Source organism: Pyxidicoccus caerfyrddinensis (assembly GCF_010894405.1).
Classification (GTDB): Bacteria; Myxococcota; Myxococcia; order Myxococcales; family Myxococcaceae; genus Myxococcus; species Myxococcus caerfyrddinensis.
Window position 1 is genome coordinate 601,375 of sequence record NZ_JAAIYA010000001.1, and the last position, 15,590, is coordinate 616,964.

The window sequence follows — 15,590 nt, forward strand, 5'->3', positions numbered from 1 at the left end:
AACGCGGTCGAGGCGCGGGGCTTCGGTCAGGGGAATTCGACGTCTCCGCCGTAGGGGTCGATCGCCGGATACCGGAAGGTGAAGACCTCGATGTTGGGAGGCTCGCGCTGGCTTTCCCACTCGCTGAGCAACTTCTCGACCTTCACGTCCTGCTCGGCGCTGATCTTGTCGAGTCGCTGGAGGCAGGCCTTCTCCTCCGCCAGGATTTCGTTGTCGAACTCCTGCTGGCGTGAGGCGTTCTCGGGGAGCGCCTTCTTCTTCTGGAGCGCCTCGACCTTCTGGTCGGACAACGCCCGCACCTTCTGCTTCCTCGGCATGTATGTCTTGTTGGTCGACTGCTTGATCGCCAGTCGCTTCTTCGTCTTGTCGCTGTCCTCTTGTGAAACGGTGAACGTGCCCTCGGAGGTGATGGGAAACGGGGCGACCACCATGGACGCGAGGTAGAGACTGCTGAGTCCCTCGATGGTGCCCTCCCGGATGGTCTTGGTGACCGAGTCGAGCTCGAGGATGCCGTGCTCGCCGTTGTGATTGATTGTTCCCGTGGACAGCGCCACGTGCTGATTGAACCCGAACATCAGGACGCGTCCCTTCGGAATCACCCTGTCCGCGGCGATCTTGATGGACTGGCTCTGGTCATTCACAGGCGACGGAATCCGTTTCTTCTTGGTTTGATCGATGCCGCAACCGAGCCCGTTCGCCCAGAAGAAGTAGTCCATGTTCTTGATCATGCTGGCGGCCAGGTTGATGGGATTGACCATTGCCGTCATCAGGTCGCTCTTGGCCTCCTCCTGCCGGATGCACCAGGTGATGTAGCTCTTGGGAACGAGCTGGGTCTTCACGAGCGCATAGAGGACGGCCTCCCAGCAGTTCATCACGAAGGGGTCCTCGTTCCGCGCCCCCGCGAGCCACTGGAACAGCTGGCGCTGCCGGGCCTGGTATCTGAAGTACGACGCGTTGCCCCAACGGATGACCTGCTCCTCGTCGAAGATGCGCTGCTCGAGCCGGGCCTGGAACGCCTGGTCGACGTCGTCAGGAGTGTCTGTCTCGGCCTGGGCGAGCTCCGCGGTGTAGCGGTTGTGGGCGGTCGTCCATCGCGGGCCGTGAAGGGCCGCCAGCGCCCGCATCCTGGTCACGGCCTGATAGCCGACCTCGCGAATGCGCAGCTCCTTCTTCAAGGCCGTCCAGTTCGGGAAGACGAGGTCCTCGTTGAGCATGTCGGCGAGGATGTTGTCGAAGTCGACGACGTCCGAGTCCACCAGGTAGAGCCGGGTCTTGATCTCCGTCTCGAGCGTGGCCGCGTTGTCGATCGCGAGGCCTTGCACGGTCACCTGCCGCTGGAGGACTGGAGTCGGCGGGGTCGCGACACGCAGTGGGAACGGGACAGGCACGGTGCCACCCCGGCGTGCGAGGCTCCAGGCGAGGTGGCCCATCAGGTCGGCCTCGCGCTCGAGCGCCGCCTCGTCGTTGAGCCCCACTGCGTCGAGGGTGGTCCGGGTCGCATGCACCCTGCCCTGCTTCTGTTGGACGGCATGCCACGCCTCGTGTCCGAGGGCGTCCGCGGCTCCGGGAGACAGGTGGATGTCGCTTCCGAGCACGAAGGCCCGCGCCCCGATGCGCGCCGGCCAGGGAGAGTCCGCGTAGACGCGCACGTCACCCAGGTCGTAACCGGAGAGCTGTTCGAAGACTCGCCGCAGCCGCTCCGGCAGTGGCTCGCCGCCGATACACGAAGTCGTGAGGATTTCCATGGTTGAAGTCGCCCCCGGGATGCTCATCATCCAGTGGTCGAGGACTGTAGCAACCCCCCGTTCTCGGACGTGAATCAGGGGGCGGTGCGAGCGCCGGCTCACACCGGAGGTCGCACTGGCTGCTCGCCTGCTGCCCGTGGGGTATTGTTGACCTCGGTGTCTCGACATGGAGAAGCCTGGCGAATGAGCCGTCCCGTCTTCATTTCGTACGCGCGCGGCACGAGCCGTCCCTTTGCCGAAGCGCTTCAGCGCGAGCTGGGCGTGGAGTCGTGCTTCCTGGACACCACGGACATCGCCGCGGGGGAGCGCTTCCCCGAGGTGCTTGCCGAGGGCCTCTTTGCCTCGAAGGTCGCTGTCGTCTTCGCGGACGCGGAGTACTTCCGGCGTTGGTACTGCCTCTGGGAATTGGAGACATTGCTGGCGCCCTACAGCGGAGCGCCAGGGGTCCCGGAGGCGCAACAACACGAGGTCCTCAGGCCCCTGGTCGTCACCCTGGCGCCAGGTGGTGTCTCGCCGGCGGAGCTGCAGTGGGTGCCACCGCTGCTGCGCAATGAAAACCGCGTACCCGCCGAGGCGACAGTCCAGCTGGCACAGGAGGTGCGCGCGCGGCTGGCGGAAGGTCCCCCTTCGCTGCAGGAACGATTGATTGCGGCAGGCGTCGACGCGCGCAGGCTGAACCAGCAACTCCTGGAGCGGACCCTCCTTCCGGAGCCTGCGCGGCTGGGCAGCACCGGCCCTGTCTACCCGCCAGCCAATCGCCGCAGGGCGTCGCTAGGCGTGGGCTTCAAGGGGCGGGCCGAGGACTTGTGGCGCATCAGCTTTGCCCTCTCGGCGCGCACAGGGGACGGGCACGCGGGGGCGGGATTGACTGTCGCCCTCTCGGGGCTGGGCGGTACGGGGAAGACGACGCTGGCCTGGGAGTACCTGCACCGCTTCGGCCCTCGGCACTACCCTGGAGGCACCTTCTGGGTGGACGCGGACGTGGACGACGAAGCACTGGAAGCCCAGCACCACGGCATCCTCCAATCACTACGCCCCTCGGTGCCGGACCTGACGACACTGCGCAAGGAAGGCGTGCGTGTGGCGGACGTGCTGGCCGGAGCGCTCGAGGAAGCGGCGGCGCAGGGGCACATTCTCTACGTGGTGGACAACGTGCCGGAGCCGCGGGGAGGCACTCCGCCACGGCCGCTGGAAACGTGGTGCCCCGGCCTCGGGGTGGTGTCTGCCCTGTTCACCTCCCGGTTGACGCTGAAGGGGGGCCGTGTGGTGTCGCTGCCCGTGGATGTCCTCCGCCCGGAGGCCGCCATCGCGCTGCTGCTGGATGGCATGGGAGGCGTTGACAGCAGCAATCCAGCCTGGGCGCGAGTGGTGGAATGGGTGGGGAGGCTGCCGCTGGCGCTGAGCCTTCTCAACAGCGCGCTGCTACATCAGTCGCTGACGCCGGGCGAACTCTGGGCGCTGGTGGAGAAGGGCACGACGGAGGTGCTGGAGGAACGCTTCGAGCAGGTGCGTCCGGTGCTGCCTCACGGCAGCCAGCGAGGTGTCGTGGAGGCCTTCCAGGTCTCCTACGAGAAGCTTTCTCCCGTCGCGCAACGGGCCATCTGGTTGCTGGCCCACCTGGCGCCGGAGCCGATTCCGGTCGCTCTGTTGGAGTCCTTCGGTGCCCGCCTCTTCTCGGGGGCCGTGCGCGCGGAGCTGGTGGCCCGGAGCTTTGTCTCGCCCGTGGCCACGGGCGGCAAGGGCGTGGAGTACTTCGGCCTGGTGCACCGTGTCCTGGCCGACTTCCTGCGACAGCAGCAGATGCCCGGCGATACGACGCTGCAAGAGGCGTGTGCCGGCATGAATGCCATGCTGGCAGTCGACTTCTCTGAAGCGCCTCCTCAGTGGGCGCTGATGAACGCCTGCCAGCCGCATGCTGAGCAGCTCTGGGCAAGCCTGGGAATCCCAGGCATCGAGCATGCAGATACGCTGACGGCGATGCAAAGCATCGCTGAAACATTGCGAGCCATGGGCGAATGGACCAAGGCGCGCCGCCTTCAGAGCCAGGTGCTGGAGGTCCGCCAGCGCACCCTGGGGCCCGTGCATCAGGACACCCTCGAGGCGAAGGGCAACCTGGCGCACACGCTGGGCAACATGGGGGCATCGGCCGAGGCGCGTCCGCTCAAGCTCGAAGTCCTGGAGGCCTGCGAACGGATATTGGGTGCCGACCACCCAGACACCCTGAAGGCGATGGACCAGCTCGCCGCGACGCTGGGAGCCTTTGGCGAGTGGGCCGAGGCACGGAGGTTACAAAGTCGGGTGCTGGAGGCACGCCAGCGCGCGAAGGGGGACGAGGACCGCGCGACATTGACGGCAATGCACAATCTGGCCCTCACGCTCGAGGCGATGGGGGACATGGTCGAGGCACGGCGGCTCCAGGAGCACGTACTGGAGGTTCGCTCCCGCATTTTTGAACCGGAGCACCCCGCCTTTCCGACAGCGATGAGCAATCTTGCCGCGACGCAAGAGAAGATGGGCGAGCTCCCGGAGGCCCACGAACTCCAGCGGAAGGTGCTCGAGGCTTGCCAGCGCAACCTGGGAGCAGAGCATCGGGACACGCTCGCGGCGATGAACAATCTCGCAGCGACGCTATGGGCGATGGGCCAGTACGCCGACGCCTGCCGGCTTCAAAGGCAGGTGCTGGAAATCCGCCGGCGGACTCTGGGCGCGGAGAGCCCCGATACCTTGACGGCGATGAACAATCTGGCCGTGACACTGGAGGACCTGGGGGAAGCGATTGAGGCGCGGGAGCTTCATCGCCAGGTGCTGGAAGCTCGCACGAGGACGCTGGGAGCCAGGCATCCAGCGACCCTGACGGCAATGAACAACATGGCCCTTTCGCTCGAGGCCGCGGGGGAGCGGGTCATGGCGCGACGGCTCCTGGAGCAGGCACTCGAGGTCAGCGAGAGCGTGCTGGGTGACGAGCATCCGGACACTCTTCAGGCAAGGCGCAACCTGGCGGGCATGCTCTCCGACATGCGGGAGTGGGCCGCGTCGCTGCGGCTCCAATCCCGGATGCTGAACACCTATCGCCGCGGTCTTGGCCTGGGACATCCCAAGACGTTGCAAGCATTCGAGACCTTGGCGGTAACACTGCGAGCCGCGGGTGAGCCGGTCAAGGCTCTATTCCTTCAGGAACGTGTTGTTGTCGGACTCAAGAGAGCGAGTGGCGTCGGGTACGAAGAGGTGCGGCAAGCCGAGACAAGTCTCGCTCAAACATTGGAGATGTTGCGGCATCGACAGCGACGACTTCGGTGAATGCCGGAAAATGCCCCCCGGCGAGGGGGCACGCAGTGCTCACGAAACGACCACGTTGAGCACGCGCACCACCTGCTGCCAGTCTCCGTGCACGCGCCGCTCGCCCGTGAGCTTCACCCGCACGTTGCCGCCGCCGTCGCCAGTCACTTCGAGCATCAATCGGCCGTGTCGGTCGACAGTCGTCCTCACGTTGGCGATGCCCGGCCGGTCGACCTCGACGTTGACCGCGCGCCACCGGTCGTCCTCGTGGGCGGTCCTGGAGAACTCCGGCCCGAGGAAGACGCTGAGCTGCGCCCGGCGCGCCTGCCCGCGCTCGAGCGCATAGGTCCTTGGAATCTCGCGGACGTCGGGACTCGGCGGCAGCACACGAACCGCCGCCGAGTGCTCGAAGGGCAGCGCTTCCTCGCGCAGCTCGCTGCCAACCACGATTCGCCGGTATGTCCCGCTGAACGTCACCCGCGCCTCTCCGTGGTGCCGGCCGTCGATGCACAGCCTGTTCAGGTTGGTGTCGAACCGGGCCTGGGCGACCTCGGGAGGCTCGACGCGCACCGTCGAGCTCTTGACCGCGCGGCGGACCTCGATGCAGGTCGTCTGCCCGACTTCAATCGTTCTTCGTTCCTGCGCGGCCGCCGAGCCAGCCATCAAGACGAAAAGGAGTGCCCACCTCATCGCGAACCCTCCTCTGCATTCTCCGCCGTCTCTCCGAACCGGTCATTCCAGCCGATGCGCGGCCAGCCGCAGCTCCCGGCACCGCTGCTGTTGCACTTCTGGACCGCCGACACGTACGCGTCCTCGATGCTCGACGCGCCACACGACGCTCCGAGTGCCCGCGTGTGCCCGCCCGCCTTCCGGCTGAACGAGATGGAGCCGAAGCCGGGGCCGTCGCAAGAGACGTGGACCTGGCAGGCACGCCGCGTGCGCCGCTGGCACGACTTCAGCGCGGCGCGCTCTGCTGCTTCCTGTGTCGGCTGGTTGTAGCTGTAGCCGTACGTCATGTCGTCGGCCATGGCGACCGCGCTCGCGGCCAGCGCGGGGTTCGTTGCCACCATCAGTGTCGCAATCACCAGGCTTCGTCGGGAGTTCATCGTGTCCTCTCCTCGTGTCTTGATTTCTACGCCCGAAGCCGAGGAAGGTTTTTCCGGTGATTCCTCGGGGACATTGGAGGACGCCGCATGTACTTGGGTAGGCGCCGCGCCGTCCTCGTGCCGGGCCCCCGTGGAGCGCGGCGCCATGGTGTCCCAGCCGGGAATGCTCGCGCTGCTGCACGAGCTGAGAGGCCAGCATCCCCACTATTCCGATGCGCCGCACGTGCTGCAGGATGCGCTGAAGGTGCACATGTTCGGCAAGGGGCCCGTCGTTGTCGTCCATCCCGGCACGGGCCACTAGCTGCACTTGGCGTACAGCGAGCCGGGCGGCCTCAACCGGCTGCGCAAGGATCCGCCGGAGCTGCGCCGGCGCCTGCTGTCCACGCTGCCGGAGGAGTTGCGGCCCAATGTGGAGCGCAAGCTGGACGAGCGGACCGAGTGGCAGGTGCTGAAGATCCTCGTCGACCGCGTGCGCCGCTGGCACGCGCCCGGCGTGCTCTTCCTAGGGGACGCCGTGCACACCATGTCTCCGTCGGGCGGGCAGGGGCTGAACCTCGCCGCCCGGGACACGTTCGTCGCCGCCAACCACCTGCTGGGCGCCGTGATGATGCTCACGGTCAGAAAGATGCAGGGCACAGGTGGCGCGCCGGCCGCCGAGCTGCGCTACATCACGCTGCTCGCGCAGCCCGGCTCAAGTCAGGACCTTCGGCCTCCGAGAGACCGGTGAGACCGAGATTGCCGGTGCCCCGTTCGCTCGCCGGCCCTGGAGAGCCAGTCGAGCAACCGGAAGAGGAGTTCCCGGTTGTCGGCGTGCTTCCAGAACGCACCGTGCTTCCCGACGATCTCCCAGGTCCCCAGCGCAAGAACGCAACCCCTTCCACAGAGCCCCGCGGGGGCCTCGACCCCCACTGGCAGCCAGCCGGCATTGCGATTGAGGTCAAATGATTGGCCCCCCGGCTGCGTCAGGGTGCCCTGCTCGTATTTCACGCTGTCGTGCTTCGGCCGGCAGACGATGTTGTTGCCCACGCGCAGCCACTCAGTTCCGCCAGGGTCCACCCGCAACGTCTGCACATTCGCAAGCCAGAGCTTCTTCAGATCCTCGGTCAGGAAGTGCCGCTCGGCTCTGCCAGGGGCGAAGTCCACGCGGGCTCCGTAGGGCTTCGTGGCGTCCGTGTTCTGGGGACCGACGATGTCCGTTTCTAGGTGGATGCCGAAGTGCACCGCCAGCTCACCCAGATTTCCACCGTGGTGACGGTCCCCCAGCTCGTACCCCAGCATCAGCAGCCGCCCCCCTCCGTGGACCCAGCGCACGAGGGCGGTAATCGTTCTCGGGTCCATCTGGCTGCGCCAGGGCGCGCCGAGAATGAGGCCGGACAGCTCGTGCAGTCTCGCCGAGAGGAGGTCTGCATGCCGGCGGAGGGGTTTGATCGGCCAACGGCCGCGGAGCTTCGGTGGCAGTGAATCGGGGAACTCGAAAGGCGAGCACTGGGTTCGGTCCCACTGGTCCTGCTGGTGGTTGAGGACAATGCCAATCCCGGCTGTGTGCTGGGCGGGCTGCTGCACCAGTGCCTGCAGCATCTTCCTGGGGTCGAACCTCGGGGCAGCGGGGAGCCTCAGGCTCTCGGCCATATCCCGGATCAATCCGTCGAGATCCTCATGGGCGTTGTCCGAGCCGAGATCGACCCCCTGGAACATGTTCAGCGGAAGGGGCAGGTCTTCCAGGCGCAGCCCGTCGTGGCAGATGGGAATGACACGCGCCTTCCGGCTCCAGCCCGCTCCGCTCTCGAAGTTCACCCAGGACCGGGCGACGGAGCGCGGACTGCACAGGACCAGGACCACCCTGGCCTTCCTGAGCGCATGCTCGACGGCCGCGAGCCAGGGCAGCCCCTTGGTGAGCCCGGAGCTGACGAAGACCTTGGCGCCCGGAATCGTCCGCTCAAGCTGTTCCTTGAGGTTCCTGGCAACGTGGGCTTCCTCCGCGATGTGGCTGACGAAGATGCTCATGCGCCCCTCCCGGCGTGCGCCGTGGCCTCAAGAGAGCAAGTCTCTCACGAATCCGCGCCCCGCCGGGCACCACCTGGGGGAGGCGGTGCCCGCGTGCATGTGCCGTGACTTCAGGCGGGCCGCTCGGGCCGTCCGTCCGGGTAGCGGGGGAAGCGTCCCGCGTCACAAGGGTGCACTGGCTCGTCATCCTGCCACAGCCAGCCGCCGAAGCCCGTGCGCTGGTACTCCGCGAACGTCTGGAGGCTCTCCTCCACGGACGTCATCACGAACGGGCCGTGCTGCACGACGGGCTCGTTGATGGGCCGGCCTTGCAGGAGCAGCAGCTCCGTCTCCTCGGAACCATTCACCAGCTTCGCGTCGGCACCTGCGCTGTTCGAGAACCTCAAGTCCATTACCGCTGCCATGGAGACTCTGCGCGTGAACTGCGTGAGGGGCATTACCGCGAACAAGGAGCGGCTCGATCAGCAGGTCGACTGCTTCATGCCGCTACGGGGCGCGTGGTGCGCTGGCGCTGGAGCGTTTGTCACGAGCGGAGGACGAAGGGTGTCCTGCCCTACGAGAGTGCGGATGGAAGCGTGGCGGAGCGGTCTCTCGAGAGGTACTCGGCTTGCGGGCAGTGCTGGGGCTTGACGCGGAGCGGCCGCCTCAGGGAGGGGCCTCAATGCGTCCCATACTCATACCCAGTACAGCGTTTTCACTCCCAAGGTGAATTCGTCCCGCTGGCACCTTGCCGTGTTTGCATACTCTCCCGAACGGAAGAATACGAAGTGCGGGAGAGCCACCGAACCGGGGCACGCAAAAGTATCCTGCCACCCCATCCCATCTACACGCTCTCTTGAGTTTCGCACCTCGCCTTGTAACGCTGCAGTCTGCCCTTGAGCTCCTCCCGCAGAGCAAGTGACCCTGACAACGAGTTCTCATAAAAAATTATGCGCTGAGCCAAAAAATCAAAGGGAGGGGTGGCCTGCTGTGCAATCAGCATTACTTCCTTTCCCATGACATCAGCCAAACCAATCTCATATGTAACATTTGGGTTAGCGGTCGAAAGATCCGCAACGATTACGCCCGAACCAGTTATCCCTCTCCAGATATCGTTCGGAACAAACCGGCCCTCCATATTCTTTGCGATCTGAAACTCAAGACCAACTTCAGAGCATACCTCCAAGATGATTCGCTCTACCGCTCCCGACCACTTCTCCGAATATGGCATGATGACAAAGCACTTCTTGACCTCTACAAACGCAGCAGGCGGCCCCAGAAACTCCGCTGGGAGCCCACGGCTTGGTCGAACTACCGAGGAAGCTGAGACGGCACTCGACTGACGTAACACATCCGCAACAGACTGCCGAAGAACAGATAATTCAGCACGAAGCGTCTTGAATTCCTCCATCAAACCCGCCAATTCAAATGTTTGTCGATCCGATATCTTTGGCGGAGGCGGCGCAGCAGAGATACCTTCCACTTGATGTGAGTAGCGGGAGAGCGCAATGGCAACCTTGGCTGCAAGATCCTCTTGAGTCGTAAAGAAGCCGACAATATGCTGCGCCAAGAGACGCTGGCGAAAGGCTTTTATCCGTGTGGGATCGGGATCGAGATACCCTACAGGCCAGGGGTGCTCCTCATCGAGGAGAAAACAAAATGTCGGCTTTCCCGCCTCGATACTTTTCTCATACTCGCGCTCAACCAAGCTCTTACGGCTCTCGGGTGGCACATAGCCTAGCCGCCACGCAACGAGAACGACGACAATGTCCGAAGTTTCTATTGCGTCGAAAGAAGCCTCTAGTGGAGTTTGGTCGGCCGCACCGAGATCCTCCAAGGAAACTAGCTCGAGAGCGAATCTTCGCAGCGTCGAGACGACGGCCTCTCGGTACTCCCGGAGGTCAGAATAGGTAGAACTAATGAAGACTCGCATTCGTCCAGGCATATGGTGCTGATGCTCACTAACCCAGCGTCTTTGTTGATCTTCTTTACCAGCAAGGCCCCCTTCAGCGGTATGAGCACAGCGCCTTGATTCATTCATCTTAGCCTGAAAGCTCGCTTCATTGGAAGGAACTCCCGTAGGCCTCAAGACGCATTGGAGAAACAGGAGCCGCCTTGCGAACATAGGGGCAAGCAGAAAAGGTGGCCCGGAAGTCCACGCCCTGCTGCCCTCCCGCCTGGATGGGGCCACCTGGGCCGGCGTGTGCCCAAAGGGGCTGCAACCGGCCTGGCGCACCGCCCTTGGGCACCCGTCAGCTGTGACGGACCAGGGTAATGGATCGCAGAACCCGCACATCCGCAACCTGGAGGAGGAACTACCGGACGCGGAGGCGGGTACGAAGGCTCTCGTTCAGACACAGTCCGCGAGTTCAAAACCCCAGGAGCCACACGTGGAGCATAGAACCTGGGCGAGGAGACACTGCCCGAGCTGACACCGGACCCGCTCCAGCACGTCTACGTTCCCCGCGACAGAGCTACTACCCGTTCAACCCTCCCAAGAGGATGAGCGCCAACCCGATGACGAAGAGCACGGCGCCGGCGACCGTCAGCTTGCTGCGCGGGGCGAAGACGGCCTGAGGATTTTGTACGGCAAAGCAGGACTCCAGGGTGTCATGCGTCCGCGTGAGCCACACGGTGTTCCCGGTGACCCGCCGGGTCCGACCGACCGCGTGGACGATGGTGCCCGGCGCGACGACCACCTCGCGTGCTTCCGCGCTCCAGCCATCCATGTCCGAATGAAGAGACAGACCCAGCTGCTGGCACACGGCTTCCAACTCGGGGGTCGGTGCACCGTTCGCCCGCAGCGTCACGACATCCCGCTGAGCGGCGAGCAGCAGGTTGACCGCGAGGGAGTCCAGCATCGCCGTCGCACCCGAGCCGTCGGCGATGGCGAGCCCTCCCTCGCTGTGACGGATGTGATGATGGCTCTTGTTGCTATATGAGCTCTTATTGTTGGACTCGAATATATCGACCCGCCAGATGGCCGCGGCGCGGGCGCCAGGGAGCGGGCCCACTCGACCCGAGGACACCGCCTGCCCCGTGACTCGGATGAGCTTCCCGTCGGAGGCTTCCGCAATCGGTATCAGCGGTGCCTCCGTCCACCACCGCTCGCGACGTCTCCAGACGACGGCCCCATACACACACAGGCCGCTGCCCACCACCGCGATGGCTCCAACGATCATCAGGAATGGTGACATTTCAGGAGTCATACACGGGCCGCAGGCCAGGCGCGAACCCATGGGCACGGCGAAGTCGACCCAGAGGGGTGAGACGCCGGAGCCCGCCGGGGAGTTCCAGGTGTCGTTATTTCTTTTGCATCGTCGATTGCATCTGCATCCCGATAGACCTTCGAGAAATCCCGTTCGTTGACGGTGGGCCGGCGAGGGTCTCTCGCCGGCTTCATCCAGGGGACACTTCGTGACGCTGTCGAGGAATGCTGTTTCGAGGACTCTCATGTTGGGCGCTCTGACCTTGTTCGCGGCCTGTGCCGCCGAGCCCGAGCCCACCCAGGTCATTGCCTCGCACGAGCAAGGTGCGCTGGCGCTGCTCATCGAGCGGGAAGGCGGCGAAGGGCTCTTCGTCGCGGGTGCGGCCGAGCGCTTCAAGGTCACCGCCGCCGGCGAGGTCTTCAAGTCGGTGCGCTGGAGCGCCACCGCCGGCGCCGTCGACGCCGCCGCGGAGCGCGTCACCTGGACGCTGCCCTCGAATGGGTTGGCTTCCTTGTCCGTCTCGGTCGAGACGGAGTCGGGAAGGAAGGCAGATGGCGAGTTCCACTTCAACGTGGTGCCCGCTTCGGCCACCGCCGCGAATACCGCCATCGAGGCGAGCCCGGATGTGACGGGCGGCTTCTGCGAGCTCACCTTCGACAGCGCTGGCAGGGGGCACATCGTCTACTTCAACGATACACACCGCGGCCTGTGGTACGGGCTGTGGGATGGCACGTCGTGGACGACGGAGCAGGTGGACGGCCCCGGCTTCAACAACGATGGGCAGTTCACCTACAACCCTGTCCTCACTGTCGACCCGGCGACCGGCACGCCGCACGTCGCCTACCTCAAGGGCGACGGCGATCCGGATCGCGGGGGAGAGACCCTGCGCGTCGCCTACGCCACGCGCGTCAACGGCGCCTGGGTTCGTGAGCTCGTCGACCCGGCGAACCGCAGCGACTCCGTCCGCCTGTCCATCGCGCTCCATCCCACCCAGGGCCTGCAGCCGGTCATCGTCTACAGCGACCTCTCCTCGGGCGTGCGGGTCGCGACCCGGACGGGAAGCAATGCGTGGAGCACTCCGCAGCTCGCCCCGGGCGTGGTGACGAGCGAGGCGGTCTTCGACGCGGCGGGAACGCTGTACGTGGTCAACAAGGGCGTCCTGAACGCCATCAAGGGCACGGCCGTGGAGACCTGGTCCCTGGGCGGACTCTCCGCCTCCACGGGCTGGTTCTCGCTGGCCCTGATTCCGAACCAGCACCTGCTGCTGCTGCCCAACGGGGCGACGACCAATGGCGCGTGGGTCGGCTTCTACGACGTGGCGCTCGGTACGCCCCTGGCCACCAGCACCTCGCGCACCTCCCAGGGCGACTTCGTGAACCACTCCAATGACCTGGCGTACGGTGGAGGCAAGCCCTTCTTCGCCCAGCGCCACGGGACGACGCTGGAGCTCGTCACCACGGATGCACGGGGCTTCTGGACGTTCACCCAGCTGGGCACGATTCAGGACGGAACGCGGCCCAGCATCGCCATCCGTCCCACGGACGGAACGCCGCATGTCTGCTACCAGCGGGACGGCAAGGTGACGTTCCAGTAGCGCTCACAGCGACGGGCTCCAGCCCCGGCGACGCGGCTGGAGCCCGGCCACGGTGTTCGAAGAGGGAAAATCCCTTCCGAAATGACCATGTCACATGCTGCGTGGGTGATTCGTCCCAGGGGCGGACAGGACGTCCCTGCCCCGAAAAACGGAGCCACACCCATGAAGGCCAGGATGAATCCCTTTGCCGCCGCGCCGGCCGTGATGAAGGAAATGCTCGACTTCGCAGGGAAGGTCCAGGGCAGCGGGCTCGAGGCGAGCCTGACGGAGTTGGTGAAGATCCGCGCCTCGCAGATCAACGGCTGCGCCTTCTGCATCCACATGCACGCCCTCGACGCCCGCAAGCACGGAGAAACCGAGGAGCGCATCTACCTGCTGTCTGCCTGGCGGGAGTCGCCCCTCTTCACCGACCGCGAGCGGGCGGCCCTGGGCTGGACCGAGGCCCTGACGCTCGTCTCCCAGACTCACGCGCCGGATGCGGACTATGCTGCGATGAGGGCGCACTTCAGCGAGGAGGAGAGCGTGAAACTGACCCTGCTCATCGGGATGATCAACATCTGGAACCGGATCTCCATCGGCTTCCAGTCCATCCATCCGGTGTCCCCGCGCAGTGAAGCCGCCTGAGGTGACTCCCGAGGACGCCTTCGACCCGCTCCGCCCGCGCCTGCTCCGCATCGCCTACCGGATGCTGGGCAGTGTCGCGGAGGCGGAGGACGTGGTGCAGGAGGCGTATCTGCGCTGGCACCAGACGGACCGCACCGTCGTGCGGGATGCCGAGGCCCTGCTCGTCCGCACGGTGTCGCGCCTGTGCCTCGACGTCCTGAAGTCCGCCCGCGTCCAGCGCGAGCAGTACGTGGGGACCTGGCTCCCAGAGCCCATCGTCGAAGCGGTGGAGGGTGACGACTTGACGCTGACCCTGATGATGGCCCTGGAGCGCCTGTCCCCGTTGGAGCGGGCCGCGTTCCTGCTGCATGACGTGTTCGGCATGGACTTCGACGAGGTGGCGCGGGCCATCGACCGCGACCCCGCGGCCTGCCGCCAGCTCGCCAGCCGGGCGCGGAGCCACGTGCGCGAGGCCCGGCCCCGCTTCCCGGTGTCGGAAGGCAAGGGCCGCGAGCTGGCCGCGGCGTTCTTCACCGCGTCCCGGAGCGGCGACATGCATGCGCTCCAGGCGCTGCTCGCCCAGGACGTCGTCACGTACACCGACGGCGGAGGCAAGGTGAAGGCAGCCCCCAACCCCATCTACGGCGCGGACAAGGTCCTGCGCTTCTTCAACGGGCTTCGGGAGCGCTTCGGGCTGAACGCCTCGCGGCTCGTCTACGAGGGTCCCATCGACGGACTGCCGGCCATCGTGACCGTGGAACCGGATGGCGTGTTGCAGACCACCGCGTTCGCCTTCGAGGAGGACCGCATCGTCGCCATCTACGTCACGCGCAATCCCGACAAGCTCCAGGGCATCCGTCGGTTGGTGGGCGGGGACGTCATCAGCTGAAAAGCCCGTACGCGCATACCCGCCTTCGACCTCCGCGCATCCTCCGGACATGCTCTCCGGACGTCCCCCCGCAGCTTCGTCCCGCAGCAGCGGTCCCTGGCCAGCTCGGCGCGAGGTGCTCACGAAACGACCACGTTGAGCACGCGCACCACCTGCTGCCAGTCTCCGTGCACGCGCCGCTCGCCCGTGAGCTTCACCCGCACGTTGCCGCCGCCGTCGCCAGTCACTTCGAGCATCAATCGGCCGTGTCGGTCGACAGTCGTCCTCACGTTGGCGATGCCCGGCCGGTCGACCTCGACGTTGACCGCGCGCCACCGGTCGTCCTCGTGGGCGGTCCTGGAGAACTCCGGCCCGAGGAAGACGCTGAGCTGCGCCCGGCGCGCCTGCCCGCGCTCGAGCGCATAGGTCCTTGGAATCTCGCGGACGTCGGGACTCGGCGGCAGCACACGAACCGCCGCCGAGTGCTCGAAGGGCAGCGCTTCCTCGCGCAGCTCGCTGCCAACCACGATTCGCCGGTATGTCCCGCTGAACGTCACCCGCGCCTCTCCGTGGTGCCGGCCGTCGATGCACAGCCTGTTCAGGTTGGTGTCGAACCGGGCCTGGGCGACCTCGGGAGGCTCGACGCGCACCGTCGAGCTCTTGACCGCGCGGCGGACCTCGATGCAGGTCGTCTGCCCGACTTCAATCGTTCTTCGTTCCTGCGCGGCCGCCGAGCCAGCCATCAAGACGAAAAGGAGTGCCCACCTCATCGCGAACCCTCCTCTGCATTCTCCGCCGTCTCTCCGAACCGGTCATTCCAGCCGATGCGCGGCCAGCCGCAGCTCCCGGCACCGCTGCTGTTGCACTTCTGGACCGCCGACACGTACGCGTCCTCGATGCTCGACGCGCCACACGACGCTCCGAGTGCCCGCGTGTGCCCGCCCGCCTTCCGGCTGAACGAGATGGAGCCGAAGCCGGGGCCGTCGCAAGAGACGTGGACCTGGCAGGCACGCCGCGTGCGCCGCTGGCACGACTTCAGCGCGGCGCGCTCTGCTGCTTCCTGTGTCGGCTGGTTGTAGCTGTAGCCGTACGTCATGTCGTCGGCCATGGCGACCGCGCTCGCGGCCAGCGCGGGGTTCGTTGCCACCATCAGTGTCGCAATCACCAGGCTTCGTCGGGAGTTCATCGTGTCCTCTCCTCGTGTCT

Annotated in this window: 15 protein-coding genes; 6 read left to right on the top strand and 9 right to left on the bottom strand. The window is 65.7% G+C overall.

Features of this window, described 5'->3' with window-relative positions; all coding sequences use genetic code 11:
* Positions 1 to 26: 26 nt before the first annotated feature.
* Entirely contained in the window at positions 27 to 1,745 is a 1,719-nt protein-coding gene (locus G4D86_RS02215; RefSeq protein ID WP_163988856.1) for an eCIS core domain-containing protein, read from the bottom strand.
* A gap of 183 nt (positions 1,746 to 1,928) precedes the next feature.
* Between G4D86_RS02215 and G4D86_RS02220 the strand changes: the two genes are divergently transcribed.
* The gene (locus G4D86_RS02220) at positions 1,929 to 5,042 is read left to right on the top strand and encodes a tetratricopeptide repeat protein (protein ID WP_163988858.1); all 3,114 of its coding nucleotides are present in this window, start codon (positions 1,929 to 1,931) and stop codon (positions 5,040 to 5,042) included.
* 39 nt (positions 5,043 to 5,081) lie between these two features.
* Here the strand turns inward: G4D86_RS02220 and G4D86_RS02225 are convergent, their stop codons facing one another.
* A complete protein-coding gene (locus tag G4D86_RS02225) occupies positions 5,082 to 5,711 on the bottom strand; it encodes a hypothetical protein (RefSeq protein ID WP_163988860.1) in 630 nt (209 codons plus the stop codon).
* Positions 5,708 to 6,127, bottom strand: a complete 420-nt coding sequence (locus G4D86_RS02230) for a DUF4189 domain-containing protein (RefSeq protein WP_163988862.1) — start codon at positions 6,125 to 6,127, stop codon at positions 5,708 to 5,710. Before G4D86_RS02230 ends, G4D86_RS02225 begins: the two co-directional genes overlap by 4 nt.
* 145 nt (positions 6,128 to 6,272) lie before the next feature.
* Between G4D86_RS02230 and G4D86_RS52530 the strand changes: the two genes are divergently transcribed.
* Together G4D86_RS52530 and G4D86_RS02240 are read left to right on the top strand one after the other, a co-directional pair.
* Positions 6,273 to 6,428: a hypothetical protein gene (locus tag G4D86_RS52530; protein WP_163988864.1), complete on the top strand. Its 156-nt coding sequence runs from the start codon at positions 6,273 to 6,275 to the stop codon at positions 6,426 to 6,428.
* A gap of 6 nt (positions 6,429 to 6,434) precedes the next feature.
* A complete protein-coding gene (locus G4D86_RS02240) occupies positions 6,435 to 6,854 on the top strand; it encodes an FAD-dependent monooxygenase (RefSeq protein ID WP_240359992.1) in 420 nt (139 codons plus the stop codon).
* On the opposite strand, the gene G4D86_RS02245 is transcribed toward G4D86_RS02240, so the two are convergent.
* The 4 genes from G4D86_RS02245 to G4D86_RS02260 all read right to left on the bottom strand — a co-directional run bounded on the left by G4D86_RS02245 (position 6,824) and on the right by G4D86_RS02260 (position 11,307).
* Complete coding sequence (locus G4D86_RS02245; protein ID WP_163988867.1) at positions 6,824 to 8,131, bottom strand: toll/interleukin-1 receptor domain-containing protein; 1,308 nt, start codon at positions 8,129 to 8,131, stop codon at positions 6,824 to 6,826. The genes G4D86_RS02240 and G4D86_RS02245 overlap by 31 nt on opposite strands.
* A gap of 110 nt (positions 8,132 to 8,241) precedes the next feature.
* Positions 8,242 to 8,535, bottom strand: coding sequence for a pirin-like C-terminal cupin domain-containing protein (locus G4D86_RS02250; RefSeq protein WP_338050582.1), 294 nt, complete (start codon positions 8,533 to 8,535; stop codon positions 8,242 to 8,244).
* Positions 8,536 to 8,954: 419 nt separating this feature from the next.
* On the bottom strand, positions 8,955 to 10,406 hold the full coding sequence (locus G4D86_RS02255; protein ID WP_338050583.1) for a DUF4062 domain-containing protein: 1,452 nt from the start codon (positions 10,404 to 10,406) through the stop codon (positions 8,955 to 8,957).
* A 181-nt stretch (positions 10,407 to 10,587) separates the two neighbouring features.
* Positions 10,588 to 11,307 carry a hypothetical protein gene (locus G4D86_RS02260; RefSeq protein ID WP_163988871.1) on the bottom strand — a complete coding sequence of 240 codons (720 nt, stop codon included), beginning with the start codon at positions 11,305 to 11,307 and terminating at the stop codon, positions 10,588 to 10,590.
* A gap of 256 nt (positions 11,308 to 11,563) precedes the next feature.
* Here G4D86_RS02260 and G4D86_RS02265 point away from each other — a divergent pair, with 256 nt between their 5' ends.
* From G4D86_RS02265 to G4D86_RS02275, 3 genes are all read left to right on the top strand, one after another.
* Positions 11,564 to 12,913, top strand: a complete 1,350-nt coding sequence (locus G4D86_RS02265) for a hypothetical protein (protein WP_163988873.1) — start codon at positions 11,564 to 11,566, stop codon at positions 12,911 to 12,913.
* A 162-nt stretch (positions 12,914 to 13,075) separates the two neighbouring features.
* Positions 13,076 to 13,537, top strand: a complete 462-nt coding sequence (locus G4D86_RS02270) for a carboxymuconolactone decarboxylase family protein (protein WP_163988876.1) — start codon at positions 13,076 to 13,078, stop codon at positions 13,535 to 13,537.
* Between the two features lies 1 nt (position 13,538).
* A complete protein-coding gene (locus tag G4D86_RS02275) occupies positions 13,539 to 14,405 on the top strand; it encodes a sigma-70 family RNA polymerase sigma factor (RefSeq protein WP_163989375.1) in 867 nt (288 codons plus the stop codon).
* 119 nt (positions 14,406 to 14,524) lie between these two features.
* On the opposite strand, the gene G4D86_RS02280 is transcribed toward G4D86_RS02275, so the two are convergent.
* Both G4D86_RS02280 and G4D86_RS02285 read right to left on the bottom strand, forming a co-directional pair.
* On the bottom strand, positions 14,525 to 15,154 hold the full coding sequence (locus G4D86_RS02280) for a hypothetical protein (protein WP_163988860.1): 630 nt from the start codon (positions 15,152 to 15,154) through the stop codon (positions 14,525 to 14,527).
* Positions 15,151 to 15,570, bottom strand: a complete 420-nt coding sequence (locus G4D86_RS02285; RefSeq protein WP_163988862.1) for a DUF4189 domain-containing protein — start codon at positions 15,568 to 15,570, stop codon at positions 15,151 to 15,153. Before G4D86_RS02285 ends, G4D86_RS02280 begins: the two co-directional genes overlap by 4 nt.
* Between the last annotated feature and the right edge of the window lie 20 nt (positions 15,571 to 15,590).